This is a genomic window from uncultured Treponema sp., from assembly GCF_934725225.1.
Lineage (GTDB): Bacteria > Spirochaetota > Spirochaetia > Treponematales > Treponemataceae > Treponema_D.
Genome location: NZ_CAKVAM010000001.1, coordinates 401,612 through 426,399 on the forward strand (window position 1 = coordinate 401,612; position 24,788 = coordinate 426,399).

The following is a 24,788-nucleotide window of genomic DNA, read 5'->3' on the forward strand; positions in this document are numbered from 1 at the left end:
TATTTCTAGGAGGAAAAATATGAGAACTGAAAAAAGCGGATGGACTGCGGCGCTTTTGATTTTGCAGATTGCGGTTGGCGCGATGCTTGCTGTTGGAGGAATCTGGGCTTTGCAGGGCGGCGGAGATTTTGCCGCAAGAGCAATCAAGGGACTTGTTTCTGGCAATGCAGGAAATATTCTTGTAATTGTATTCGGAGTGATTGAGCTTCTTGTTGGCGTCTTTATGATTTTAAAGATTGTGATTGGCGACCGTTTTGGAAGCTTTGGAACTGTTCTTGCGCTGATTGCAATTATTGTTTGGATTGTTGCGATTGTGCTTTCTGATATTCTTGGAGCAAACGGAATTCTTAACGGCGGTGCAAAAAATTTCCTTGAATGGCTTTATACTTTTGCCCAGCATCTTATTATTCTTGGCGCGATTTTAGCGGTAAGATAATTCAACTCAAAAATCAAAAAGCCCGGCAAAAACGCCGGGTATTTTTATTTTCTTATTCTTGCAAAAAGTTTTCTTAGAAGTCCGACTTTTCCGAATCCAAGCCAATAGAGAAGCATCAGGAACAGAATCGAAGGAACTCCAAAAATCACGATGTACAATGCTGTGAAAATAAATTTCACAAAGAAATTCAATATGTTTGCAAAAAATTGGCGTAGCTGTGAATTTGTGTCTGGCATTACAAATCCGCTTTCATTTTGATTTACCGGAAGTTCCGCCGTAACATAAATTGTGGAATAATCAATTTGCGACTTTAAGCGGTTCATTTGTCCTTGCATCCGTTCAAGCTCGGAAGTTACATCGTTGATTTTTGTTTCAATCTTGAGCATATCCTGCATGTCTTTTGCTTCCGAAAGATATTTTTTGAGCCGTTCAAGCAAAACTTTGCGTGTTGAAAGCCGTGTGTCCAAATCGTAGAACTGTTCTGTAACATCGCTGGAATTTATATTTTTTGATTTAAGTTTTCCGATTTTTCCGCATTCCTGCATTGCCTGCGCAAAAGAGCCGCTTGGAATTTTTGCCGTTGCTCTTATGGAACTTGTGTTTTCAAACGAATCTGAAATATATCCGCCGAATTTTTTTACCCAAGATTCAATAGATGATTTTGATTCTGCAAGATTTGAAACTTCAATTGTAAGATTTCCCGTGTAGACAAGTTTTCTGTCTTGCCTTTGCTGCTCTGATTCAGAAGAAAGCTCAGCTGATTCTTCAAACGCCATGTCCTGCATCACGTTCATTGCGGAATCTGTCCTTGCCGACATTTTCATTGATTTTGCCATTGGCGCGAACATTTCATTTTTTACAGCCTGATTTTTTCCGCATGAAATAAATAAAAACGCCGCAACCAAAGCCGCCGCTGATTTTCTTAAAAGATGTTTCATTTTTCCTCCAAAGCTATATATTTAAAATAATTCATTTTGTCTTGGGTTACAATTTCGCGTTATTCAGCTGAAAATATGTGGTCTGTTCCGCCGTGAGCTTTTTCCAATGCGGGCTTTAGCTGTTCTGTCCAGAATCTGTCTTCAATTTTATATCCGCCTGACGAATATCCGATTTTTCTATCTGCGCGGACTTTTTCTCCGTGGAAATCGCTTCCTGCCGTTGTGAGCATTCCAAGTTTTTCTGCAAGTTCTTCAAGCCGCCGTGCTTCAGAAAGCCTGATTCCCGGATGATGCGCTTCAAGTCCTTCAACGCCTGAATTTTTTATTTCAAGCATTGTTTCTTCCATTTTTCCCCAGGAAACGTACATTGACATTGGATGCGCCTGAACTGGAATTCCGCCGGATTCTTTTATTGCTTCCACGGCTTTTTTTAAGTTTTCTCCGGTTTTGTTTACGTAGCAAGGTCGGCCTTTTGCAAGAAACAAATCGAACGCCTGCTGAGCTTTTTTTATTATTCCTTTTTCCATTAGAAGTTTTGCAAAGTGAGGTCTTCCGATTGTTTTTGTGCCGGATTTTTCCACAAGCTCTTCATAAGAAATATCGATATTTTGTTCTTGAAGTTTTTGGATTATTTTTTTGTTTCTTGAATCCCGCTCAGCTCTTAAAAATTCAATTGTCTCAAGAAGTTTTTTTCCAGGTTTTTTAAGTCCCAGTCCAAGAAGATGAAATTCTCCGCTCGGCCATTCTATAGAGATTTCTATTCCCGGAATAAATTCGATTCCAAGCTCATTTGCCTTTTTTTGAGCCTCCAGAATTCCGTCTATATTGTCATGGTCTGTAAGCGCAATTGCTGAAATTTTTTTTTCTGCGGCGTAGGAAATTAGCTGGCTCGGTGTGCAAGTTCCGTCGGAAGCTGTTGAATGTGTATGCAAGTCTATCATGCGGAATTCTCTTTAACAAGGTAGCATAAATAAAAAAATTGTGGTATACTAAACAAGTATAGGTGTTTTTTCAAATCAATGCTCTTTTTAGAGTTTTGGTTTTTGCGAGGAAGGTTATGTCAAAGGTTGTGCAATTCAGCAAAGGCTCTATTATTTTTTTTGAAGGCGACAAAGACGAAAATATTTATATTCTCCAGTCAGGCGCAGTTGCTTTGCGCAGCATGGATTTGGAAACTGGAGAGCAAATTTCAGAACAGCTTCATATTGGAGAATTTTTTGGCGTAAAAAGCGCGCTTGCCAAAATGCCGAGCCTTGTAACTGCTTCCGTGCTGGTTGATTCGACTGTTGTTCAGCTTTCAGTTTATGAATTTGAAAAAATGTTCGGCTCAAAGGCTTTTATCACAGAAAAAATGCTTAGAGTTTTCAGCAAGTCGCTTAGAGATATTCATAAAAAAACAGAGCAGTATTTGGGCGGAAACAGCATTTCGATTTCGCCGGAACACGGAATGTTTATGGTTGCCAATGCTTTTTACAATGACGGCCAGTTCAAAAGCTGCTGCGATGTTCTTACTAGAATTTTAAAGCTGAATCCTAATCCTATGAATAAAGTTGAAATTGCAAAGCTTTTTAACAACGCAAATACAAGAAAAGGCAGAGAAAATGCCCGCAATGTTTCTTCCGATGATATTTCTGCAAAATCTGGAAGCCTTTCTGTAAACCAGTTTTCACTTCCTGCTTTTGACCGCTTTACAAAAAAATACAAGCGCGGCGATGTTATTATAAGTGAATTTGAGCCGGGCGAAACTTTCTATCTTATAAAATACGGCGAAGTTCAAATTGAAAAGTGCATAAAAGATCAGAATAAAAGTCTTGACATTCTTGGCAGCGGAGCTTTTTTTGGTGAAATGGCGATTCTTGACAATTCGCAAAGAAGCGCGTCTTGCGTTGCAAGAACTGATGTTGCCTGCTTGGAATTCAACAAGGAAAACTTTAAGGCGCTTGTGCTTGGAAATCCGCAGATTGTAATGAATCTTCTTAAGCTTTTCTGCAAAAGAATTTACGACCAGAACCGCCAGTTTAAAATTGTTCTTATAAAAGATATTTACACAAGAATTTGCGATGTTTTTTTAATGTATGATGAGCTTGCCGGCGGCTCTTCCAGAAGAAAAGATGATGACGGAAACTTTAAGCGCAAATTTTTTATTACCGCAAATGACATTGCAAGCTGGGCTTCTATTCCGCTTGATCAGGCAAAGGATTGTCTTGTGCGTCTTATGGATCGCGGAAAAATTCAGATTTTTGAAGACTACATGATTGTTTCAAATATCCACGATTTGAGAAGAATTGTTGATTCATATTACATGAAACTTGGCTCAACAACAAAGCAGCCTACTTGATTAGAAAAATATTTAATCAACTGATATTTGCATATTTTGTTTGCAGTGTCATTCCTGTGCTGCGACAAAGAAATCTATGTTTGCAAAAAGATTGCCGGAACAAGTCCGGCAATGACATTTAGAACTTATTAGGCAGTCCTATGACAAAAGATTGCTTTCAGTAATTACAGAAAAGCAAATCTGATGATGCCTTTTACTTCAGTTCAAGACCGATGCTGAACGCTTTTCCTGCAAAGTCGCCCAGCTTAAGATAATGCTGGTTCACCGGGTCGTAGGAAATCGGATTCAGTTTTTTGACATCTACTTTTCCGTTTGAATCAAGAACTGAATCGTCAATGCTCACGTTCACGATTTGGCCGAACAGGTGGCTTGTTTTTTCATCGTAGCTTATGAGATTGCACTCAAGCGCAAACGGAAGCTCCCTGACTAGCGGCGCGTCAACAAATTCCGACTTTTCCGCATGGAGTCCCGCCTTTGTGAATTTATCCGGCGTATTGTTTGCCGAAACCAGTCCGACGTAATCGCATTCCTTTGCGAATTCCGCGGTTCCCACGCTGACCGTAAACGCCTTGCGCTCAAGGATATTTTTTACAGTTTTATGCGACGCGCTCAGGCAAAGTCCTATTTCCTTTTCATCGCTGATTGCGCCCCAAGCCGCATTCATTGCGTCCGGAGTTCCGTCCTTGTCGTAAGATGCCACGATAAGCACAGGCATCGGATAAAGCCATTCTTTCGCACCAAAATTCTTTCTCATAATTCCTCCTATGTAATATTAAACTTTTACTTAATATACAAAAAATTTTGCGGTTTGGCATTAGCTGGCTGAGGTTGACCGGCGGTATTTTTTTTATGATAATCAGTTTTATGAAAAACAATGTGATTCTGATTGGAATGCCCGGAGCTGGAAAAAGCACAGTTGGCGTTGTGCTTGCAAAACTCTTGAATTATAAATTTGTTGATAGCGATATTGTGATTCAGCAGAAAATGAAGAAAAAACTCAAGGACATAATTTTAGAGCAGGGTGCAGAATATTTTAAGAAGATTGAAAATAAAATCAATTCCAGCTTGAATGTAAAAAAATGCGTTGTTGCCACGGGCGGAAGTGTTGTTTTTGGAAAAGACGCAATGGAGCATTTTAAAAAAATTGGAACAGTTGTCTATTTAAAAGTAAGCCTTGCTTCACTTGAAAAGCGTCTTGGCGATTTGGATAAAAGGGGAGTTGTCCATAAACCCGGCGAAACTCTTTTGGACATTTTTAATGAGCGCGCCCCTCTTTATGAAAAATACGCGGATATAATTGTTGAAGAAACTGATTCAGAAATATCTCAAATTGCAATGAAAATAGAAAACGCAATTTTTTAGGAATTATCTTAGTCCCAAAGTAATGCACCATTCCTTGCTGGAGTTCATGCTTCCGCCGAAAACTAAATTTCCAAGGAGAGTATGAAGCACAAGATAAAGTCCTCCGCCAGCTTCAAATTTTCTGTCCGCAAAAAGTTTTCCAGAAGGCGAATCTTGATCAATGAACGGATCGTAGCCTGAACTTACTGCAGCTTTTGCTTCTGCCACGGCGAGCAATGGAAGTCCTGCGATGTTTGTTATTTTTTGCCTGAAAGAAATTCCTGCAATTGCAAAGTCGCGCCGCAACGCTCCTGTAGGATAACCGCTCATTCCGTCTGCGCCGCCAAAATTGCAGTAGCCGGAATTCAGTTCGTAAGGAAATCTGTTGCTGCAGAAAACAGAAGAAATTCCGATTGAATTTTTTTCGTCCGCAAGCTCAAATCTTTTTTCCGCAGAAAATCTAAAGTCGTAAATCAAGTCATTTTGCATGTCATCAGTTTTTCCGCCGAAGTTAAAAATGGATTCCACTTTTCCGCCGTAAAGAGAAGCGAAGTCATTGTGCAGCGATGTAAAAATAATTTCGCTGTGAAGAAAACTTGTGTTGTGCCATTTTTCTGTTGCGATTATTTTTTCCGCGGAATGCGCAATGCCGGCTTTTGCTGTAAAATAATCTGTGTGCCTGAACCTGATTCCGCCGAAAATTTCAACGCCTCTGTCTTCCGCAATTGTTCTGTCGTTAAAGTAAATGTTTGTCGCTGGAGAACAGCTTCCGTATTTGAGTGAATTTTTAAAATCAAGGCTCAATATGCTGTCTTTAAAATCCGCCAGCTTCGGAAAAAATTCAGTTTCAAAAGTTATTGTATTTCCGAATGAAAGCCTGAAAAGGGATTCAATTGGAGTGCGCAAAAAAACTCCTGCCGTAAAATTTGGATCTACGGAAAGATATTTTTGCGGCTCATAGCTTGCGACTGAAACAGAAGAAGTTCCTGTGAAAAAAATCTGATTCATGTTCTGGTCGTAGTGGTTCGCAAGAATTTCAAGAGTTGTGGAATTGTCTTCGTTTTGCTTTAAAGAATAAGTGAGAGACGAAAGATGATAATGTTCCTTTAGCCTGCCTAGTTTTTTTGTAAGCTGCTTTTTGGTTTTGTCATCAAGTTTCTGCCCAAGGAATTTTTCAAATTCTTTTTCCGCGGGAATTGGAACTGGCTTGGAAAACGAAATGTCTTTTATGGCAATTTTATCTATGGAAAAATCCGGCATTTTGCTGTATTCGCTTTCACGGTTGAAGTCCAGTTTTTCAAGTGTTCTTCCGGCTGATTCAATCTGCCTTGCAATCTTTGAAATTTTATCTTTGTTCTGCTGAACGCAAATTTCTCCCGCCCTTACAATCTGGTGCGGCTTCATAAAATCAAATGTGCTGAATTCTGAAAGATTTGGACGCAAAACAATGTCCGCATAGCTGTACTGTTCAACTGCGTTAGAAGAAATAATCAAATTGAAAATCTGCACCGCCACAGAATAAAAGTCAGAAAGAGTTTCTGGAGGAGTGTCAACAATGCTTGCAACATCCATTGAAATTACGATGTCCGCGCCCATTTCACGCGCAAGTTTAAGCGGAAGATTGTTTCTAAGTCCGCCGTCCATTGAGTACAAGCCTTTTTCCACTTGAGCTGGCGTAAAAACTGCCGGAATTGAAATGCTCGCCCTTACCGCGTTTACAAGAGAGCCGCTTTTAAATATCAGTTCCTTGCCGGAAATTGCGTCTGTGCCAATTGCCCTGAACGGAATCGGAAGTTTGTCAAAATCTGTAACTGGAAGAATTTTGCTAAGGTGATTGCTAAGCTCGCAAATAATCTGCTGGTCGCCTATGATTCCAGGAGCTGAGCCGAATTTTCCGTCTGCAATTGAAAACGAAAGAGTTATTCCGTCTGTTTTTTTTGAAAAAGCTTCGGGCGGAATTTTTTCTGGAGTTGAAGGGCGTTCATTCAGAATCGTCATAAAATCCATGGACAAAAGAGTTTGCCGGATTTGCTTTGGAGTGTAGCCTGCCGCGTAAAGTGAGCCAATCAGCGCGCCCATGCTTGTTCCTAAAATCATATCTGGGCGGATTCCTTCATTTTCCAAAGCTTCGATGAGCGGAATTTCTGCAAGCCCTTTTGCGCCGCCTCCGCTTAGAACAAGCGCAATCTTCGGATTCTTTGCAAATGAAAAACTGAATGTAAAAACTGAAAATAAAACCGCCGAAACAACAGATTTAAAACTCATGGCAAAAGAATATCATTTAGTAGAAAAAAAATCAAAAAAATGCCCTCAAATGCTGACAAATAGAATATTTTGAATCATAATTATAATAAACTGTCATTCCCATACTTAATGCGAAAGATCTCCGGGTCAAGCCCGAAGATGACAAGGAAAAACAACTGTCATTGCTATGCTAAAATGCAATGTCATTCCTGTGCAGCGACACGGGAATCCCTAACCAAGGAGGAACTTTATGAAAAAGCTAATTTTTTCTATTTTACCAGCATTTTTATTCGCGTTTATTTCGTGCATGAACATGAGCTCTGGCTCTGGCGAAAACGGCTCTGTTCGTGTTGCCCTGCCCGGAAGCGCGCGCGCCGCCTACAATAAAGACAATGCCGACAAATTCTCTGTGCGCCTTTACAATGATGATTTTGACAAAACCGAGGAAGGAACTGTGGGGGGGGGTAATAGAGTTTCCTGACCTGGAGCCGGGAACATACACAGCAGAGGCTGAAGCCTGGAACACAGACGAAAACATCCTTGAAGGAAGCGGAAGCACAAAGATTACCGTAAAAGCCGGCGAAACCACAGACTGCACTATAAAAATGATTCTTGAGGGCATTTTCTATTCAAAATATATGCTCATTCCTGATTATCGTGGGTGGATTACGTATGCCTACGACTATTCAACTTGCACTGAGAAGAAAATCTGGTCTACTAATTCTAATTCTCCTCAATATTCCCATTTTGCAGAAAGCAATGATGGGAGCATTTATTGTACTATATTAACTAATAATAAATACAATGTACATAATTACAGCTTTGCAACTAGTAATGATAAAACAGACTTTATCATTACTAAGACAAATACAGGATTTTTTGATGGTTACTATGACAGCACAACAGATATTTATTGGCTTATTCGTAATGCAAACGGTAATCTATATTTATACAAAAAAAATGTAGAAGGCGCTTCTGAGGAAGAATATAATATAGGAATTACCCAGAATAGTTTTGGAGATTGTGCAATAAGAGGCGAAAATCTTTATTATTCATTTTATAGTGATTATGGTGATTCAATTGGCTATGCAACATTCGACTATACGAGCGGAAATCCTGCTGAGGTAAAAGCGAAAAAAACGTTATCCGACTTTAAAACTTTATCTGGCTTTGACGGTTCAGGTGAAATCAATGATATAGCAGTTCTTGAGGACGGAAGGGTAGCTATAATAGTTCGTGATACAAACACTAGTTCTACTAATGATAATACTACTAAAACTGTTATATACAATTATACTGTTACAGATGGTGGCACGGTTAATAGCCGTGGCGCGCTGCTCATTTTATCTTCGGACTTGTCTAAAGTTGAAAAAGTTCTTGGTTGGTCAGGAGAAAGAACAATCAGCGCAACTGGCTCAAGTTCTGACTACAATGTACAATGGGATAAAATTACAGCGTACATTCCAGAATATGAAGATCGCAACTCGCACTTTTACGGACCGGTTAAAATTGTCGCAATCCGCCCAAAGGAGCTTGTGATTGCAGACTGCGGCGCAAACTTTGTTCTTCCAGATTATAATGAAAAGAAAAACGGAAAAATGTTCACTCACAACAGACTTATGACCGTAGACTTGCGCAATTTTGCCATAAGTTGCAAAAAAGAGTTCACCGAAGATGAGATAAAATTTCAAAATCTAGCAGTCAGCGGCAATTTAACGGTTACTAGTTCTGGAACAAACGGCTGGTCAGACGGAGTTGAAAAATAAAGTAACTATATCGCCTGAACGCTGTCATTGCCGTGCATGACATGGCAATCTATAATAATTCCCCAGTCGAACTGAAAAATAAATGTCATTCCCGCACTTGATGCGGGAATCTGAAACAGATTTTCGGGTCAAGCCCGAAAATGACATGAACTCAGTTTTTCCTCCCTCCAAAACTTCTACTTTACGCAAGGTTGTTTTTTTCGTAAAATAGCGTCCTATGGAATTTACTCAAGAGAAAATCGACTCGTTGACAGTCAATGAAGTTGAAATTATGAAAAAAATCGCTGAGGAGCTGAACATAAAAGTTCCTCAGGTAAGCGCGGTCATCAGCCTTGTTCAGGAAGGATGCACTATTCCTTTTATTGCACGTTACCGCAAAGAAAAGCACGGCTCGCTTGATGAGCTTCAGGTGCGTGAATGCGACCACTTGTTTACTTCCTATAAAAATCTGGAAGAACGCCGCCTTGAAATTGTAAAAGGCATATTTAATCAGAACAAGCTTACTGAATCTTTGTACAATGCCGCAATGGAAGCAAAAACTCTTTCCGAGCTTGAAGACTTGTGGGCGCCATTTAAAAAGAAGAAAAAGACCCGCGGAATGGTTGCGCAGGAAAAAGGACTTGAGCCTTTGGCGGATGCAATGTATGAGCTTGATGACGCTGCTCTTCTTGAAAAGGCAAAGGAATTCATAAAGACAGACAACGAGGATTCAGCTTTAAATGTTGAAACTGCGGAAGATGCAATTGTCGGCGCAAAGGACATTGTTGCAGAGCGTGTTGCTCAGGATTCCAAAAACCGCGAAGCTGTTCATTCGCTTTATATGGAAACCGGGTCAATTGTTACAAAAGGAATTGTTCCAGACGGACAGGACGCTGAAACTGTTGAAAAAACTTCCACATATAAAATGTACTGGGACTACAGCGAGCCTTTGAATCAGGTTAAGCCGCATAGAATTCTTGCAATCAACCGTGCGGAACGTGAAGGCGCGCTTGAAGTTACAATTTCCGTTGACGTTGATGAGGCTGTAAAAGCGATTCAGAAAAAATACACAATTAACAACAAGGCTTTTTCAGAAGCAATTGAAGACGGAGTTGTTCGCCTTTTAAGTCCTGCCGTTGTGCGCGAAATCCGCAGCGATGAAACTGATGAAGCTGACGAGCACGGAATTGGAATTTTCAGCGAAAACTTAAAGAACCTTTTGATGACTCAGCCGATAAAAGGAAGCCGCGTTCTTGGAGTTGACCCTGGAATCCGCACTGGAACAAAATGCGCCGCCCTTGATGAAACTGGAAAATATCTTGGCTACTTTTTGATTAAGCAGGTTGCAGATCCAGAAGGCTCATACAAGGCAATCAATGATGCGATTGACAAATATGATATTCAGGTTGTCGCAGTCGGAAACGGAACTGGAAGCCAGGAAGTTCAGGCGATTGTAAGCAAAGTAATCAGCGAAAATTATTCTGATGTTATGTATACGGTTGTTGATGAAAGCGGAGCTTCTGTTTATTCTGCAAGCGACATTGCCCGCGAAGAATTTCCTGAGCTTGATCTTACAATCCGTGGCGCAATTTCAATGGGAAGAAGACTGCAGGATCCTCTTGCCGAGCTTGTAAAAATCGATCCGAAGGCAATCGGCGTTGGACTTTATCAGCATGACGTAAACCAGAAAAAACTTTCTGATACTTTGGATGAAGTTGTTGGCTCTGTTGTAAATCAGGTTGGCGTAAACTTGAACACTGCGAGCGCGAGCCTTTTAAAATATGTTTCTGGAATCAACAGTTCTCTTGCAAAAAAAATTGTTGCCTACCGCGATACAAACGGAAAAATCACAAGCCGCGAGGATTTGAAAAAAGTTTCGGGGCTTGGTCCAAAGGCGTTTGAGCAGTGCGCGGGATTCTTGAAAATTCCAGAAAGCTCAAATCCGCTTGACAACACTTGGGTTCACCCGGAAAACTACGAAGTTGCAAAGGAAGTTCTTCCGCTTGTTCAGAAAAAAGAAAAAATTTCCGCAGAGCTGAAAAAGCAGCTGGAAGAAAAATACAATGTTGGTGAAACTACAATCAACGACATTGTTGAAGAACTTGCAAAGCCTAACCGTGATCCGCGCGATGGCTATCCTGCTCCAATCATGCAGAAAGGCGTTTTGAATTTTGAAGATCTCAAGGTTGGAATGAAAGTTACCGGCAAGATTAAAAATGTTGTTGACTTTGGCGCGTTCGTAGACATCGGTTTGCACGAAACTGGACTTATTCACATTTCCGAGCTTAGCGACAGTTTTGTTTCTGATCCGATGGACGTAATCAAGGTTGGCGATGTAAAGGAATTCACGATAATCGATTTGGATACAGACCGAAAAAGAATCAGCCTTTCATTAAAATCTGATGCCGCAAGCCGTCCTGCTGGAGGAGCTTCTTCAGGCGCAAAGAAAAAAGTTGTGGTTGTAAAAAAGCATTCAGCTTCCGGGGAAAAGCCTTCGTTTGACAAAAACAGAAAGCCTCACCGCGAAAAGCAGAATTTTGGCAGCGACGACGGAATGTACTACAATCCTTTTGCGGCATTGCTCAAGAAGTAAAAAATGCTTCAAGTTTTAAAGCTCGTGCTTTGCGATGTGCATTTTCTGGGCGCGTTTTTTCAGACTGTGATAACAATTTGCCTTGGCTACTTTTTTAGGCGGCGTGGCATTGTTGATGACGGCGGAAAAAAGACAGTTACGGCGATTGTTTGGAAAATTGCGGTTCCTTGCATTGCGTTTAATGCCTTTATGCAGGATTTCAACAGGGAAAATTTTACTACAAGCCTTGTTGAAATTTTGCTTGCCGGAATAATTTACGCTTTGTTGGTTTTTCTTGGAAAACTTGCCTTTATAAAGCGCGCAAAGGACGAGCGGATTCTGGCAGCTCTTTTTGTGGCTGTTGGTCAGACAACGCTTTTTTCACTTCCGATTTTGCAGTCGGTTTATACGGGACGCGACAAGGAAATTATGCTTTACATAAGCTCGATTTCTGTTGTGTTCCGGATAATGGTTTACATTGTAGGATTTTACATAATTTCCGGCGAGCGGTTTCACATTAAGACGTTTTCAGTTTCCGCAAAGAAAATTTTTGTTACGCCGATTATGATTGGAATGTTCCTTGGAATTGCGGTTTGGCTTTTGCAGGATTTTACGGCGCAAGTTCAAACTGGGCAGGGAATGTATTCTTTTTTGCGTGTGGATAAAACTTTGCCGGTTCTTTACACAACGGTTTCTTCTTTTTGCCATTTGCTGAATCCGCTTTCGATGTTTTTAATTGGAATGTCCATTGGCGAGGCTGATTTTTCTTCCGCGGTGAAAGATAAAAATGCGTGGCTTATTGCCGTTATGAGAAACTTTTTTGCTCCGGTTTTTGTTCTGATTTTTTGCTGTGCTTTGCATTTGGCAGGAATTGTCCGCTTTAATGAATATTCTCTTGCCGCTCTTGTGATTGGTTTTTCCGCTCCGATTTCTGTTACGCTTAGCATGATGTGCGTTCAGTTTCATCGGCATGAGCTTCTTGCTTCCCGCGCCTGTTTTATTTCTACTTTGCTCACGATTGTTTCTATGCCGTTCAGCTTTGTAATAATTCATCTTGCGCTGAATTCCGCGATTTTTAAATAAAAGCGGATTTTGCTATTGACACTCGCTGGGATTTTTCATATTATATAAAAACATATTACGACGCTGGGTAGAGCAGTTGGCAGCTCGTCGGGCTCATAACCCGGAGGCCGTTGGTTCAAGTCCAACCCCAGCTATAGAAGGTTTCAGATTGTTTCTGAAGCCTTTTTTTATTTTAAAACAATTTGGTTGGAGTTGAAGTGAAACTTGTGCTGAATCTGTAAAATTATTTTGCTTGGAATTGTAGAAATTGTGCTAAAATAAAACGTGAATATTTATAGGTTTATCTACAATATTACAATGTTCCGTAGCCGCAGATTTATTATAAAAAACTATGGCGCGGAATTTTGGAAAAAGTTCAAAGCCGAATCTCGCATTGTCTTTAAAAAGGTTCTTTTGGAACTGCCTGATATTGGGAAAAGCATTTTTTCTTTTAACTATGCGTATGCGCCGGCATATATCGCCTGGTACAAATCCATGCGGAATCTTGGACTTTCCGCAAAAGAAGCCGACAGCCTGATGTGGAAAATGAATGAATGCATGATTTTGACTGTGCCAAAAATTTTTCTTCGTTCAGCCGGAAGAATTTATCTTGAAAGTTTCCGAAAAAAAGCCGCGTCCCACATCGAACGTCAAAAGAATGGAAATCTTCATGAAAATGACTGGCTCATTGAATACAGAAATCTGAACAAAAATTCTTTTGAGATTGACATAAAGAGATGCGGATTTATTACACTTTCGAAAAAATATGGCGCGGAAGGAATGCTGCCCGGAATTTGCGCCGTTGACTACATTGTCGCCCACTATATGGGAAACGGTTTTTCAAGAACCAAGACGCTTGGAGGCGGAGACGACTGCTGCAACTGCCGCTATGAAATAAAAGGCAAGTGTCCTTTGCAAGTTCCAGCGGGAATGAAATAATTCAGAAGAAAATTTCATCCCAGCGCGACATCCAGAATCATCATCAGAATAAAGCCAAGCGAAAATCCGATTGTGCCCAAATTTGAATGCGGTTTTTCAGAAGCTTCAGGAATCAGTTCTTCCACAACAACGTAAAGCATTGCTCCGGCCGCAAATGACAAAAGGTAAGGCAAAACCGGCACTATTAAATTTTTCAGAAGAATTGTAATAATTGCCGCAACTGGCTCTACGATTCCAGAAAGAACTCCGAACGCAAACGACTTGTTTTTTGATTCGCCGTTTCCTGCAAGCGACATGGAAATTATTGCGCCCTCTGGAAAATTCTGAATTGCAATTCCCGCCGAAAGCGCCGCCGCTGCCGCAAATCCCAGGCTCTGCGCGGAAAATGCCGCAAAAACAACGCCGACTGCCATTCCTTCCGGAATATTGTGAAGCGTAACTGCAAGAAACATCATTGTGCTTTGCTTGAGCTTGGCTTTTAAACCTTCTGGTTTTTCCGAGTCAACGTGAAGATGCGGAATCAGAATATCGAGCAGGAAAAGAAAAACAATTCCAGCCGCAGTTCCAATCGCCGCCGGAATAAATGCAAGCCTTCCCATTGAAGATGAACTGTCTATTGAAGGAATTATAAGCGACCACACAGAAGCCGCAACCATTACTCCAGAAGCAAATCCCAAAAGAAATTTCTGGACATTTTTATTTAAATTTTTCCCAAGAAAATAAACGCAGGCTGAACCCAATGTAGTTCCAAGAAACGGAATCAAAATTCCATAAAATGTATTCATGTTTTGATTATAGATTTAAAGAAGCATAGTTTCAATGTTGAGAATTTGACGGCATGACGGCAATATGTTATATTAAATGAAAGGAAATGCCCGAACTTTGGGTTATCTCCACTTAGGTCGAATAGTCGCCGCAGTAGGTCAAACTTGGCGGCTATTTTTTACTCTACTTATTTTTTAGGTAAGTGAGAGCTGCAATAACTGTGCCTGCAACAGTAGCTATGCAATTAATAATTGCAACAACTGCTAAAACAAGGTCTAAAGTCATGCTAGCCTCCCATAATCAAATTTCAGCATAAGCCGATTGAGTTTTGGGAGACAACCGCCTGCTCGGGCAATTTCCAACAATTCAATTATAGCACATTTTATTTCTACTGTATATATGTAGAGAAGTGCTTTTTGTATTTTTCAAATCCGTGAGCATTCCTAAAACTTATTTGAATTGCATTTTTGTAAAATAACAAGAAATTACCGTGCATAACAGGAATTTACTTTGTAACTTATGCGAAAAATTCGGTATTATAAAAGCATGAGATGCTTGAAAAAGAAAATCTTTATTTTATTTTTTTCCATTGCCGCGTTTGCATTTGCGGATGAAAATATTATTGAGCTTTCTCTTGAAGACGCAGTAAAAAGCGCGCTGAAAAATAATGTTTCCGTAAAGCAAAGTGAAATCAGCCTTGATGCGAAAAAACGTGAGTCCGATTATTCATGGAATTCTGTAAGTCCGTCGATTTCTGGAACTGGCCGCTATTCAAAAAACATTCCCGGCTCTTCTGATGACAAGGCAAGCCTTTCCGCAGGAATTTCTTTGAGCGCAACTTTGTCGCCTTCGGTTTATACTTCTGCAAAAAACGCCGAGTTAAGCTACAGCCAGCAGCAGCTTTCGTATCAGAATGATTTGCGTTCCGTGGAGCTTAATGTAAGAAAAAATTATTATTCTCTTCTTTATAAAATTGAAGAAATTTCACTGAAAGAAAAAAGCCTTGAAACTTCAAAAAATCAGTACGAGTCAAACTTGGCAAAATATAAGCGCGGAACTTTGTCAAGGCTTGATGTTTTGAGCGCGCAGGTTTCGTATCAAAATGACCAGCTTGAACTGAAATCTCTTAACGCGGAAATGGAAAATTCAATCGCTTCGTTTAAGCAGCTTGTGGGACTTCCGCAGAATGCAAAAATTTCACTTTCTGGCTCATTTGAAAATATTCTTAATCTAAAAAATATTTCAATTGAAGGAATGGAGCTTAATTCATTCAGTATTGAATCTTTGCAAAAACAGATTGACAGCGCAAAAAATTCATTGCTTGCTTCTCGGTTCACAGCTTACGGTCCAAGCCTTTCAGCTTCTTATTCTTACAATTATTCTTCTATTGATGGCGGCTCAAATTGGGACGACAACGGAACTTTGAGTTTGCAGGCTTCGATTCCGCTGGACGGATTTCTTCCTTGGTCGAACAGTTCGCTTAATGTTCAGTCAAAAAAAGATTCAGTAAAAAGTCTTGAGCTGGAGCTTGAAGATGCGAAAGTTTCACTTGAAGTAAATATTTCAACTTTGATGAACAAAATAAATCAGTGCTTGGAAAATATTTCTCTTAGAAAAAACAGCATTGAACTTGCCCAGACAACTTACGAAATGACTTTGGAATCTTACAGCCACGGAACAAAAGATTTGCTTTCGCTTCAAACTGCTTCGGACAATCTTCTTTCTGCAAAAGTGAATTTAATTTCTGAGGCTTACAATTTGATATGCGCCGTTCTTGATTTGGAGAATGCGGCTGGAATTCCGTTTGGAACTTTGGAGAATTAATATGAAAGTAAAAGTATCATTTATTGTTGTTTCTTTTGTATGCGTGTGCATTTTGGGTGGAACTTTTTTTGCAATAAAATATTCGCCGAAGAAAAATGCGCTTCCTCCAAATGGCGGTCAGGAACAGGAAGCGGCGAGCGTAAGAACTATGGCTGCCGAGCGGAAAACTTTGCACGCTTATGTTGACACGAACGGAGAAATTGAATGTGAAAGTTCCGTTGACTGCTATCCTGACATCGGCGGAAAAATTGCAAAAGTTTATGTTGCTCTTGGCGACACTGTAAAAAAAGGCGACGTTCTTGCGGAAGTTGATCCAAGCGAGCCGGGCGCATATTACGTGAACAGTTCCGTTTATGCTCCAATCAGCGGAATGATAACTTCTACACCAAAAGAAATTGGAACTACGGTTGCGTCTTCCACGGCGATTACGACAATCGGCGATGTTTCCAATTTGCAGATTCGGGCAAAAGTTCCAGAGCGTTATGTTTCATTTTTGAAGCGCGGACTAAAAGCGTCGATAACTCTTGAAGCTTATCCTAATGAAACATTTTCGGCAACGGTAAAAAAAGTTTCGCCAGTGCTTGATTCCCAGAGCCGCACAAAAGAAATTCTCCTGTCGTTTAATAAAACTGATTCAAGAATAAACGCCGGAATGTTTGCAAAGCTCACGCTTTTTACAGCTGATTATTCAGGGAAAGTTGTAGTTCCTGTAAATTCAGTTGTTGAAAAGAACGGAAAAAACTGCGTGTTTATTTTTGATGAAGATGACAGCACGGTAAAACTGCGCGAAGTGGAACTTGGAAATTCCGTGGACAACATGATTCAAGTTGCTTCTGGAATTTACGAAGGCGAAAAAGTTGTAGTTGAAGGAATGACTTCTGTTTCTGACGGAAGCAAAGTCCGCAATATATCAAGCGGTTTAAATGCGGAGTAAAAAATGGTCAGCGAAAAAACTCTTGAACATCCAGTTCTTACACTGATGGTTTTCACGTTGCTTGGGCTCATGGGAATTTTCAGTCTGGGCAATACTTCGGTTTCTCTTATGCCGGATATTGATATGCCCTATTTGATGGTTTCTGCGACTTACGAAAATGCCGGTCCTGAATCTGTTGAAAAATCAGTTACGACTTTGATTGAAGATGCGCTTGTGAGCCTTAGCAATCTAAAGGAAATAACTTCGACATCTTCGGAAGGAAGAAGCAGTGTTTTTCTTGAATTCAATTACGGAACGAATCTTGACATTGCGACTAACGATGTGCGCGACAAGCTCGACCGCATTACAAGAAGATTGCCGGACGATGTAACGCCTACGATTTTTAAAATGGATTCTGATAGCCAGCCGATTATGAGAATTGCCGTTCGCGGAAACCGTTCAGTCGATGAGCTTAAAAAAATTGCGGAAGATCAGGTTGTTGATATTCTTGAGCAGGCGCAGGGCGTTGGACAGGCGGAATCAATGGGAGGAAGAACTCAGATTGTCCGCGTGGAACTGGAACAAAACAGGCTTCAGGCTTACAATCTTACGCTTTCTGAAGTTTCGTCTTCGCTTTCAAAACAGAATCTTGAAATTGGCGGCGGAACAATTACAGAAGGCACAATGGATTATTCTGTGCGCACAACAGGTGAATACACAAGCATTGACCAGATAAACAACACTGTTATTACAACAAAGAACGGCTACGATGTAAAGCTTAGCGATATTGGCCGCGCGTTCATGGGCTACAAGGATGCAAGCAATGTTGTTTACATAAACGGACTTCCCGGAGTTTATGTTTCAATTACAAAGCAGTCTGGAGAAAACAGCGTTGCGGTTGCCAATGCAGTCTATGAAAAAATCAATGAACTTGAAAAAACACTTCCTGCTGATATTTCGCTTGAAATAATCCGCGACGACACTGAAAGCATCCGCGACACATTGAATACGCTTTTTGATTCAGCGTGGCAAGGACTTTTGCTTGCGGTTGTAATTCTTTTCGTTTTCTTGTGCGCTGTAAAAACTACGATTATCATTGCGGTTTCCGTTCCGCTTTCAATTATAATAACAGTTCTGTGCATGAACTTTGCCGGAATCACATTGAACATGATGACGCTTACCGGATTGATTCTTGGTGTTGGAATGGTTGTTGATGCTTCTGTTGTTATGATTGATAATATTTATTCTTACAGAATGAGAGGCGCAAAACCGAATGTTGCCGCTGTTCTTGGAAGCTCGGAAATGATTCTTTCTGTTGTGTCAGGAAACCTTACAACAATCTGCGTATTTGTTCCGTTTCTTTTCTTTATGAAGGATTTGGGATTCATGGGACAGATGTTCAAGGGAATTATTTTTACAATTGTAATTGCTCTTGTAAGCAGTTTGTTTGTTGCGATTTTTCTTGTTCCGGTTTTGGCAGGACATTTTCTTCCGATTACAAACAGAAATGAAAAGCCTGTTAAGTCCCGCTTCTTTAAAGTTTTGTACGGAATATTCACAAAGTCGCAGGACATTGTTTCCCTTGGATATGAAAAGCTTCTAAAAAAAGCCTTGGACAATCGCGGCGTTACTGTAGTTGTCTGCGTTACAGCTCTTGTTTTTTCTTTTATGCTGATTCCGACTTTGAGAATTCAGCTTATGACTGGCGGACACGACGACAGCGTTTCTGTAAAACTTGGACTTCCTGTTGGAACTTCGCTTGAAGAAACCACGGATGTTGTTTTAAAATTTGAGGAAATTGTAAAGAGTGAAATCAAAGGCTACAAAAATATAATTACAAGCATCGGCTCAAGCTGGAGAAGTTCAGGCTCGTACAATGGAACGATTCAAATTTCCCTGCCGAATTCGGATGAGCAGATTGACAATGACGAAACAATAAAGCAAAAGCTCAGAAAGCATTTTACTGAATTTGCAGGAGTTGACTTTAGTTTTGGGCAGAGCCGACGCCAGCAGATGACAGGAGATGACATAGACGTTGTTCTTAGAAGCTCTAGTTTGGACAGCGCGCTTAATGTTGCAAAAAAAATTCAAGAAGTCATGGCAGCCATTCCAGACATAGGAGAATCTTCGGTTGATACGGACGAAGGTCTTCCGCAGGTTCAGGTTGAAATTGACAGGCAGCGTGCGTATAGTTTTGGCGTGAATGTTGCCACTGTTGCGAACGAAATTCAGGCTAGCATAGAAGGAGTTTCCACAACAACTTACCGCGAAAACGGAGACGATTATACGGTTTATGTAATGCTTCGGCCAGAAGACAGGCAGAAAGTTATTGACCTCGAGCAGATTTACGTGAACGGAACAAACGGACGTGTATGCGTTGCCAATTTTGCAAGAGCAGTAAAAGGCTACGGTCCTGTTACAATCAGCCGTGAAAATCGCCGCCGAATTGTCCACGTTACTGCGGATATTGTTTCGGATGAAAACGCGAATGTTGTTGAGGAAAAAATCAAGGAAGGAATAAAGAATTCGTTTATTGTTCCGGACAATGTTTCTGTGAGCTACGAAGGTTCTTGGAAAGATGTTAAAGAGCAGACTGCGATTTTTGCAAAAATTATGGTCATGGCGATTCTTCTTGTATTCGGTGTAATGGCTGCGACTTACGAAAGTTTTAAAGCTCCGTTTATAAATCTTATGACGATTCCGTTCCTTGCAATCGGCGTTGTTCTTATTTACAAAATCACAGGGCAGTCGTTCAGCTTGCTTTCCGCGGTAGGACTTGTAATGCTTGTTGGAATTGTTGTAAACAACGGAATTATTTTGGTGGACTACACGAATCTTCTTGTGGAACGCGGAATGCCGTTAAAGGAAGCCTGCTACAAAGCTGGATGCTCAAGGCTTAGACCTGTTTTGATGACAACGCTTACAACAATTCTTGGAATGATTCCGATGTGCTTTGCTTCAAGCGGAAGCGCGGGAATGGTTCAGCCTATAAGCGTGGCAGTTGTTGGCGGACTTACAAGCTCCACATTTATAACGCTTTTCTTTATTCCTGTGCTTTATACTTTTGTAATGAAGAAAAAGAAAAATCAGCAGCCAGTTGTTCAGCTTGCTTTGCCGGAGGAAAAATAAATGCAGCGTGTTGAAATAATTTCAAATAAATCTGTTGAAGATGACATTACTCAGGCTTTGGAAGAATATGTTCCAGATATTTTGTACACGAAGTTTCCGCTTGTTTATGGACGCGGCGGAAATGACCGCAAGCTAGGAAACACAACTTGGCCTGAAAAAAATTTTGTGCTTGTAAGCTACATTGAAGATGAGGATTTTCCAAAAGTGCAAGCTGTAATGAAGGCGATAAAGAAAAAGTTTCCCGGCGAAGGAATAAAGATTTTCGCAATCAAAGCAGAAGAGCCGGTTTAAATGAAGAGCTTTCAATCTTGACGGTGAGGCGTAATTTTGGCATACTACTTTACATTGTAATTTAAAGCGACTATATGCCGCAGATTGCTTTTGTAGTCTGCGGATTTTTTTTTTGAATTAGGAAGGCGTGCTATGAAATCAACAAAGTATATTTTTGTTACAGGTGGTGTTGTTTCTGGACTTGGAAAAGGAATTACAGCTGCATCTTTAGGACGTCTGCTCAAGTCGCGCGGACTCAAAGTTGCTTCCCAAAAACTGGATCCGTACATCAACGTTGATCCGGGAACAATGAGCCCTTACCAGCACGGCGAAGTTTATGTAACAGATGACGGCGCGGAAACTGACCTTGACCTTGGACATTACGAGCGTTTCATCGATGAAGACTTGAACAAATTTTCAAATCTCACTTCTGGAAAAGTTTACTGGAACGTTCTCAACAAGGAACGTCGCGGAGAATATCTTGGAGAAACTGTTCAGGTTATTCCGCACATTACAAACGAAATAAAATCATTTATTTACAATGTTGGAAAAACTTCCGGCGCGGACATCGTTATTACAGAAGTCGGCGGAACTACAGGCGACATAGAAAGCCAGCCGTTCCTTGAAGCAATCCGCCAAGTTGGTCTTGAAGTTGGCAGTGAAAATTCGCTTTACATACACGTTACGCTTCTTCCGTTTCTTCATGGTTCTGATGAACACAAGACAAAGCCTACTCAGCATTCCGTAAAGGAACTTCAGGGACTTGGAATTAAGCCGGACATTCTTGTTTTGCGCTGCGATGAAAAACTTGAAGAAAGCATTTTCCGCAAAGTCGCCATGTTCTGCAATGTAAAGCCTGATTGCGTTATAGAAAATCTTACTCTGCCTGTTTTGTATCAAGCTCCGATTATGCTTGAGAAGCTTCACTTTTCAGACATCGTTTGCCGCGAGCTGAATCTTTCCGTTCCTCCTTGCGATTTAACTGAATGGAACAATATGCTTGAAAAAATTCAGAACCGCACAAAGAAAGTTACAATCGGTCTTGTCGGAAAATATGTTCAGCTTCATGATGCTTATCTTTCTGTTGCGGAAGCTTTGCAGCACGCAGGTTATGAGCTTGGCTCTTATGTGAACATAAAATGGATTGACAGCGAGTCTATTTCAAAAGAAAACGTGGACGATATTCTTGGTGGATGCAACGGCGTGATTGTTCCGGGCGGATTCGGTTCACGCGGAATTGAAGGAATGATTGCTTCCGCTGATTATTGCCGTGAGCATAATTTGCCATACCTTGGAATTTGCCTTGGAATGCAGATTGCGGTTATTGCGTTTGCCCGTTCTGTCTGCGGATTCAAGGATGCTAATTCAGGTGAATTTGATGAAAACAGCGCGCACAAGGTAATTGACTTTTTGCCGGACCAAAGTGAATCCGTGAACAAAGGCGGAACTTTGCGTTTGGGAGCTTATCCTTGCAAAATTAAAAAAGGCACTCAAATGTACAAGTGCTACAAGACAGAAGAAATTTCTGAGCGCCACCGCCACCGCTATGAGTTCAACAATGACTTTAGAAGCGCGCTTGAAGATGCCGGACTTACATTGAGCGGAACTTCTCCAGATGGAAATATCATAGAAACTGTTGAATATGACAAGAACAATTTTTATGTTGGCGTTCAGTTCCATCCTGAATTCAAGAGCCGCCCGAACAAGGCACATCCGTTGTTCCTTGGACTTGTAGCCGCCGCCCTTGGTGAGTAGTAAATATAAGATTGTTTTTCTGTTATTGCCGGGCTTGACCCGGCTGTTTTTTTTTCAGAATGTTTTACGAATCGTAGCGTTCTATTATTTCTTCGGCGACTTCACGCTTGCTTTGGCGGTTGTCCATTGAAAGTTTTTCTATGTGCTTGTGGGCATCGCTTTCTGTCATGTTCAGATTTTCGATTAAAAGCCATTTTGCTTTGTTTACAGTTCTTATGTCCTGCATTTTTTCCTGAAGCGTCTTGTTTTTTGCTTCCATTTTTTGCAGCCTGAACGACATTGCGGAAAGCATTTTTATTGCTGTAAAAAACATTTCAGGTGAATTAGGCTTGGGCAAAGTTACAATTCCCTGCTCTTCAACTTTGTACGAAGTTTCCTCATAAAGTTCGCTTTTTACTAGAAGCAGAATTCCCATGTTCAAGTCAGCGAAACTTTCAGTGAACATAATTCCGTGCTCGTCTGGAAGCGGCGAGTCCACAATCAGAATGTCAACAGGAAGTTCAAGCAAAAGCCGGCGCGCCTCGCCACCGGAGGACGCATGAAAAACCGGGAAAAAATCACTTTTGGGTAGTATGCAAGTAATGTTGTCGTGGAAACTTTGTGTTTCAGAGACAATCAAAACTTTTCTTCTGCCTTTTAAAGGAATCATTTTGCGTCCTTTTAAACTTTGAAGAATGAAGTGAAATCCGCGCTAAGATGCTTTTTTACAAACTCGCTGTTTTTGGCAAGTTCTACGGCTTCTCTTAGGCTTTCAGGCAGACGCTCAAGCTTTGAAGTTATTTCGGGGCTTGCAGTTGAAAGGTTCATTTCAATTGGCTCGCAAAGTTTCATGTCTTTTTCAATTCCGTCAAGTCCGGCGTAAATTAAAAGCGAATATGCGATGTATGGATTCGCCATTGGATCTGGAGAGCGTACTTCAAAACGTTTGTGGGAATTTATTGCGGACGGAACTCTTATAAGCTGAGTTCTGTTTTCGTGCGCCCAGCTTACATATTTTGGAGCTTTTCTTGAGCCGAGCCTCTCATAAGAATTTTCCGTTGGATTTAAGAATGCTGTAATTTCCTTTATGTGCGCCATGATTCCCGCCATAAATGCATTCTGAACTTCCTTACCGGAATTTTCCTGCACAGAAATATTTATGTGAAATCCGTTGCCGCTTTCTTCTGGAAGAGGTTTTGGTGAAAAATCCGCATAAAGTCCGTTGCGCACAGCCACAGCTTTTACGACTGTTATAAAATTCATTGTGTTGTCTGCGGCGGTAAGAGCTTGTCCATAGCGGAAGTCAATTTCGTTTTGCCCTGGTCCTTCTTCGTGATGGGAATTTTCCGGGTGAAGATCCATCTGCTCTAAAGTCAGACAGATTTCGCGGCGGATATTTTCGCCCTTGTCTTCTGGAGCAACGTCCATGTAGCCGGCATTGTCAAAAGGAATTTTTGTAGGCTTGCCTTTTTCGTCAGTCTGGAAAAGATAGAATTCGCATTCAGAGCCGAAGTTCACTTTGAGATTTTTTTCTTCCGCTTCTTTAACTGCCTTTTTTAAAATGTTGCGGCAGTCTTTTTCAAATGGAGTTCCGTCGCTTTTTTTTATCTCGCAGAACATACGCACAACTTTTCCGGAAATTGACCGCCACGGAAGAACAGTGAGTGTTGAAGGAATTGGGAAAAGAAAAAGATCAGAATGCGCTTCATCTGTGAATCCGGCAATTGAAGAGCCGTCAAATGCGATTCCTTCTTTGAATGCGCGTTCAAGCTCGTCTGGAATAATTGCGGCGTTTTTTTGATTTCCGAAAATATCACAGAATGCAAGGCGGATAAATTTGACATCTTCCATCTGAACAAATTCAATAACTTCTTCTTTTGTGTAGGACATTTCTTCCTCCAATTTTTGTGCGACGATTTTTTTAGATTAATGGATTGCGGTTTTGCTGTCAATTATTTTTGGGAACTGGTATATTTTATAATAATTAAGCTAATAAATACATAGAAGAATATTGCCACGATTGCCACACGGATTTGGGGATTCTAACGAATCCCAATTTTAGCAAAATAAAATCAAAGGAAAAATTATGCTTGTTGATGGAGAAAAAACGGGGAAAATAATAAATGCTTGCATGAAAGTTCATAATGAACTGGGAAATGGTTTTCTTGAGCCAGTATATCAAGAAGCTTTGGAAGAAGAATTTAAAATCCAAAACATTCCCTATGAAAGAGAGAAATTGCTATCTGTTTTTTATAAAGGCAAAAAGTTGAATAAAGAATATTTTGCTGATTTTTTGTGTTATGGAAGCATTATTGTAGAATTAAAATCTGTAAATTCACTTTCAAAACCCCATAACGCACAGGTTCTGAATTATTTGAATGCTGCGAATCTTGATGTAGGACTTTTAGTAAACTTTGGAGATGTTTCATTAAAATGGGAACGAATAACAAAATTTAAAAAATGAAAACCGTTAGGTTTTCTGAATCCGTGTGGCGATAAAAAATAGATAAGTTGCAAACTCTGCATTTAAATTCCTTG

The 24,788-nt window shown here is 40.6% G+C and carries 21 protein-coding genes and 1 tRNA gene; 15 read left to right on the forward strand and 7 right to left on the reverse strand.

Features of this window, described 5'->3' with window-relative positions; all coding sequences use genetic code 11:
- Positions 1–19 precede the first annotated feature (19 nt).
- A complete protein-coding gene (locus Q0H92_RS01970) occupies positions 20–436 on the forward strand; it encodes a hypothetical protein (protein WP_296011166.1) in 417 nt (138 codons plus the stop codon).
- A gap of 44 nt (positions 437–480) precedes the next feature.
- Here Q0H92_RS01970 and Q0H92_RS01975 read toward each other — a convergent pair whose 3' ends face one another.
- Together Q0H92_RS01975 and Q0H92_RS01980 are read right to left on the reverse strand one after the other, a co-directional pair.
- On the reverse strand, positions 481–1,374 hold the full coding sequence (locus Q0H92_RS01975; protein WP_296011169.1) for a DUF4349 domain-containing protein: 894 nt from the start codon (positions 1,372–1,374) through the stop codon (positions 481–483).
- Positions 1,375–1,433: 59 nt separating this feature from the next.
- Positions 1,434–2,315 (reverse strand): PHP domain-containing protein, encoded by an 882-nt coding sequence (locus Q0H92_RS01980; RefSeq protein WP_296011172.1) that lies wholly within the window; start codon positions 2,313–2,315, stop codon positions 1,434–1,436.
- A gap of 116 nt (positions 2,316–2,431) precedes the next feature.
- Between Q0H92_RS01980 and Q0H92_RS01985 the strand changes: the two genes are divergently transcribed.
- Positions 2,432–3,712, forward strand: a complete 1,281-nt coding sequence (locus Q0H92_RS01985) for a cyclic nucleotide-binding domain-containing protein (RefSeq protein ID WP_296011173.1) — start codon at positions 2,432–2,434, stop codon at positions 3,710–3,712.
- Between the two features lie 193 nt (positions 3,713–3,905).
- Here the strand turns inward: Q0H92_RS01985 and Q0H92_RS01990 are convergent, their stop codons facing one another.
- The gene (locus Q0H92_RS01990) at positions 3,906–4,466 is read right to left on the reverse strand and encodes a flavin reductase family protein (RefSeq protein ID WP_296011176.1); all 561 of its coding nucleotides are present in this window, start codon (positions 4,464–4,466) and stop codon (positions 3,906–3,908) included.
- Positions 4,467–4,576: 110 nt separating this feature from the next.
- On the opposite strand from Q0H92_RS01990, the gene Q0H92_RS01995 reads away from it, so the two are divergent.
- Positions 4,577–5,074 carry a shikimate kinase gene (locus tag Q0H92_RS01995; protein WP_296011178.1) on the forward strand — a complete coding sequence of 166 codons (498 nt, stop codon included), beginning with the start codon at positions 4,577–4,579 and terminating at the stop codon, positions 5,072–5,074.
- 3 nt (positions 5,075–5,077) lie between these two features.
- On the opposite strand, the gene Q0H92_RS02000 is transcribed toward Q0H92_RS01995, so the two are convergent.
- Complete coding sequence (locus Q0H92_RS02000) at positions 5,078–7,318, reverse strand: patatin-like phospholipase family protein (protein ID WP_296011184.1); 2,241 nt, start codon at positions 7,316–7,318, stop codon at positions 5,078–5,080.
- Between the two features lie 229 nt (positions 7,319–7,547).
- Here Q0H92_RS02000 and Q0H92_RS02005 point away from each other — a divergent pair, with 229 nt between their 5' ends.
- From Q0H92_RS02005 to Q0H92_RS02030, 6 genes are all read left to right on the forward strand, one after another.
- Positions 7,548–7,778: a hypothetical protein gene (locus tag Q0H92_RS02005; protein ID WP_296011187.1), complete on the forward strand. Its 231-nt coding sequence runs from the start codon at positions 7,548–7,550 to the stop codon at positions 7,776–7,778.
- Positions 7,729–9,063, forward strand: a complete 1,335-nt coding sequence (locus tag Q0H92_RS02010; RefSeq protein ID WP_296011189.1) for a hypothetical protein — start codon at positions 7,729–7,731, stop codon at positions 9,061–9,063. Before Q0H92_RS02005 ends, Q0H92_RS02010 begins: the two co-directional genes overlap by 50 nt.
- Before the next feature lie 217 nt (positions 9,064–9,280).
- Entirely contained in the window at positions 9,281–11,635 is a 2,355-nt protein-coding gene (locus tag Q0H92_RS02015; RefSeq protein ID WP_296011192.1) for a Tex family protein, read from the forward strand.
- A gap of 3 nt (positions 11,636–11,638) precedes the next feature.
- Complete coding sequence (locus tag Q0H92_RS02020; RefSeq protein ID WP_296011195.1) at positions 11,639–12,697, forward strand: AEC family transporter; 1,059 nt, start codon at positions 11,639–11,641, stop codon at positions 12,695–12,697.
- A gap of 61 nt (positions 12,698–12,758) precedes the next feature.
- Positions 12,759–12,831 (forward strand) — tRNA-Met (locus tag Q0H92_RS02025).
- Positions 12,832–12,994: 163 nt separating this feature from the next.
- Positions 12,995–13,615 carry an L-2-amino-thiazoline-4-carboxylic acid hydrolase gene (locus Q0H92_RS02030; RefSeq protein ID WP_296011198.1) on the forward strand — a complete coding sequence of 207 codons (621 nt, stop codon included), beginning with the start codon at positions 12,995–12,997 and terminating at the stop codon, positions 13,613–13,615.
- A gap of 14 nt (positions 13,616–13,629) precedes the next feature.
- Here Q0H92_RS02030 and Q0H92_RS02035 read toward each other — a convergent pair whose 3' ends face one another.
- Positions 13,630–14,400, reverse strand: a complete 771-nt coding sequence (locus tag Q0H92_RS02035) for a ZIP family metal transporter (RefSeq protein ID WP_296011202.1) — start codon at positions 14,398–14,400, stop codon at positions 13,630–13,632.
- 526 nt (positions 14,401–14,926) lie between these two features.
- Between Q0H92_RS02035 and Q0H92_RS02040 the strand changes: the two genes are divergently transcribed.
- The 5 genes from Q0H92_RS02040 (at position 14,927) to Q0H92_RS02060 (ending at position 22,271) form a co-directional block, all read left to right on the forward strand.
- Entirely contained in the window at positions 14,927–16,204 is a 1,278-nt protein-coding gene (locus Q0H92_RS02040; protein ID WP_296011205.1) for a TolC family protein, read from the forward strand.
- A gap of 1 nt (position 16,205) precedes the next feature.
- Entirely contained in the window at positions 16,206–17,138 is a 933-nt protein-coding gene (locus Q0H92_RS02045; RefSeq protein ID WP_296011209.1) for an efflux RND transporter periplasmic adaptor subunit, read from the forward strand.
- 3 nt (positions 17,139–17,141) lie between these two features.
- On the forward strand, positions 17,142–20,246 hold the full coding sequence (locus Q0H92_RS02050) for an efflux RND transporter permease subunit (RefSeq protein WP_296011213.1): 3,105 nt from the start codon (positions 17,142–17,144) through the stop codon (positions 20,244–20,246).
- Positions 20,247–20,537, forward strand: coding sequence for a PG0541 family transporter-associated protein (locus tag Q0H92_RS02055; protein WP_296011216.1), 291 nt, complete (start codon positions 20,247–20,249; stop codon positions 20,535–20,537). It begins immediately after the preceding gene.
- Positions 20,538–20,669: 132 nt separating this feature from the next.
- Positions 20,670–22,271 carry a CTP synthase gene (locus tag Q0H92_RS02060; protein ID WP_296011218.1) on the forward strand — a complete coding sequence of 534 codons (1,602 nt, stop codon included), beginning with the start codon at positions 20,670–20,672 and terminating at the stop codon, positions 22,269–22,271.
- Between the two features lie 64 nt (positions 22,272–22,335).
- On the opposite strand, the gene Q0H92_RS02065 is transcribed toward Q0H92_RS02060, so the two are convergent.
- Together Q0H92_RS02065 and Q0H92_RS02070 are read right to left on the reverse strand one after the other, a co-directional pair.
- Positions 22,336–22,920 carry an ANTAR domain-containing protein gene (locus Q0H92_RS02065; RefSeq protein ID WP_296011221.1) on the reverse strand — a complete coding sequence of 195 codons (585 nt, stop codon included), beginning with the start codon at positions 22,918–22,920 and terminating at the stop codon, positions 22,336–22,338.
- An 11-nt stretch (positions 22,921–22,931) separates the two neighbouring features.
- Positions 22,932–24,140 carry a glutamine synthetase family protein gene (locus Q0H92_RS02070; RefSeq protein ID WP_296011223.1) on the reverse strand — a complete coding sequence of 403 codons (1,209 nt, stop codon included), beginning with the start codon at positions 24,138–24,140 and terminating at the stop codon, positions 22,932–22,934.
- Between the two features lie 196 nt (positions 24,141–24,336).
- Between Q0H92_RS02070 and Q0H92_RS02075 the strand changes: the two genes are divergently transcribed.
- A complete protein-coding gene (locus Q0H92_RS02075) occupies positions 24,337–24,714 on the forward strand; it encodes a GxxExxY protein (protein WP_296011227.1) in 378 nt (125 codons plus the stop codon).
- Positions 24,715–24,788 lie beyond the last annotated feature (74 nt).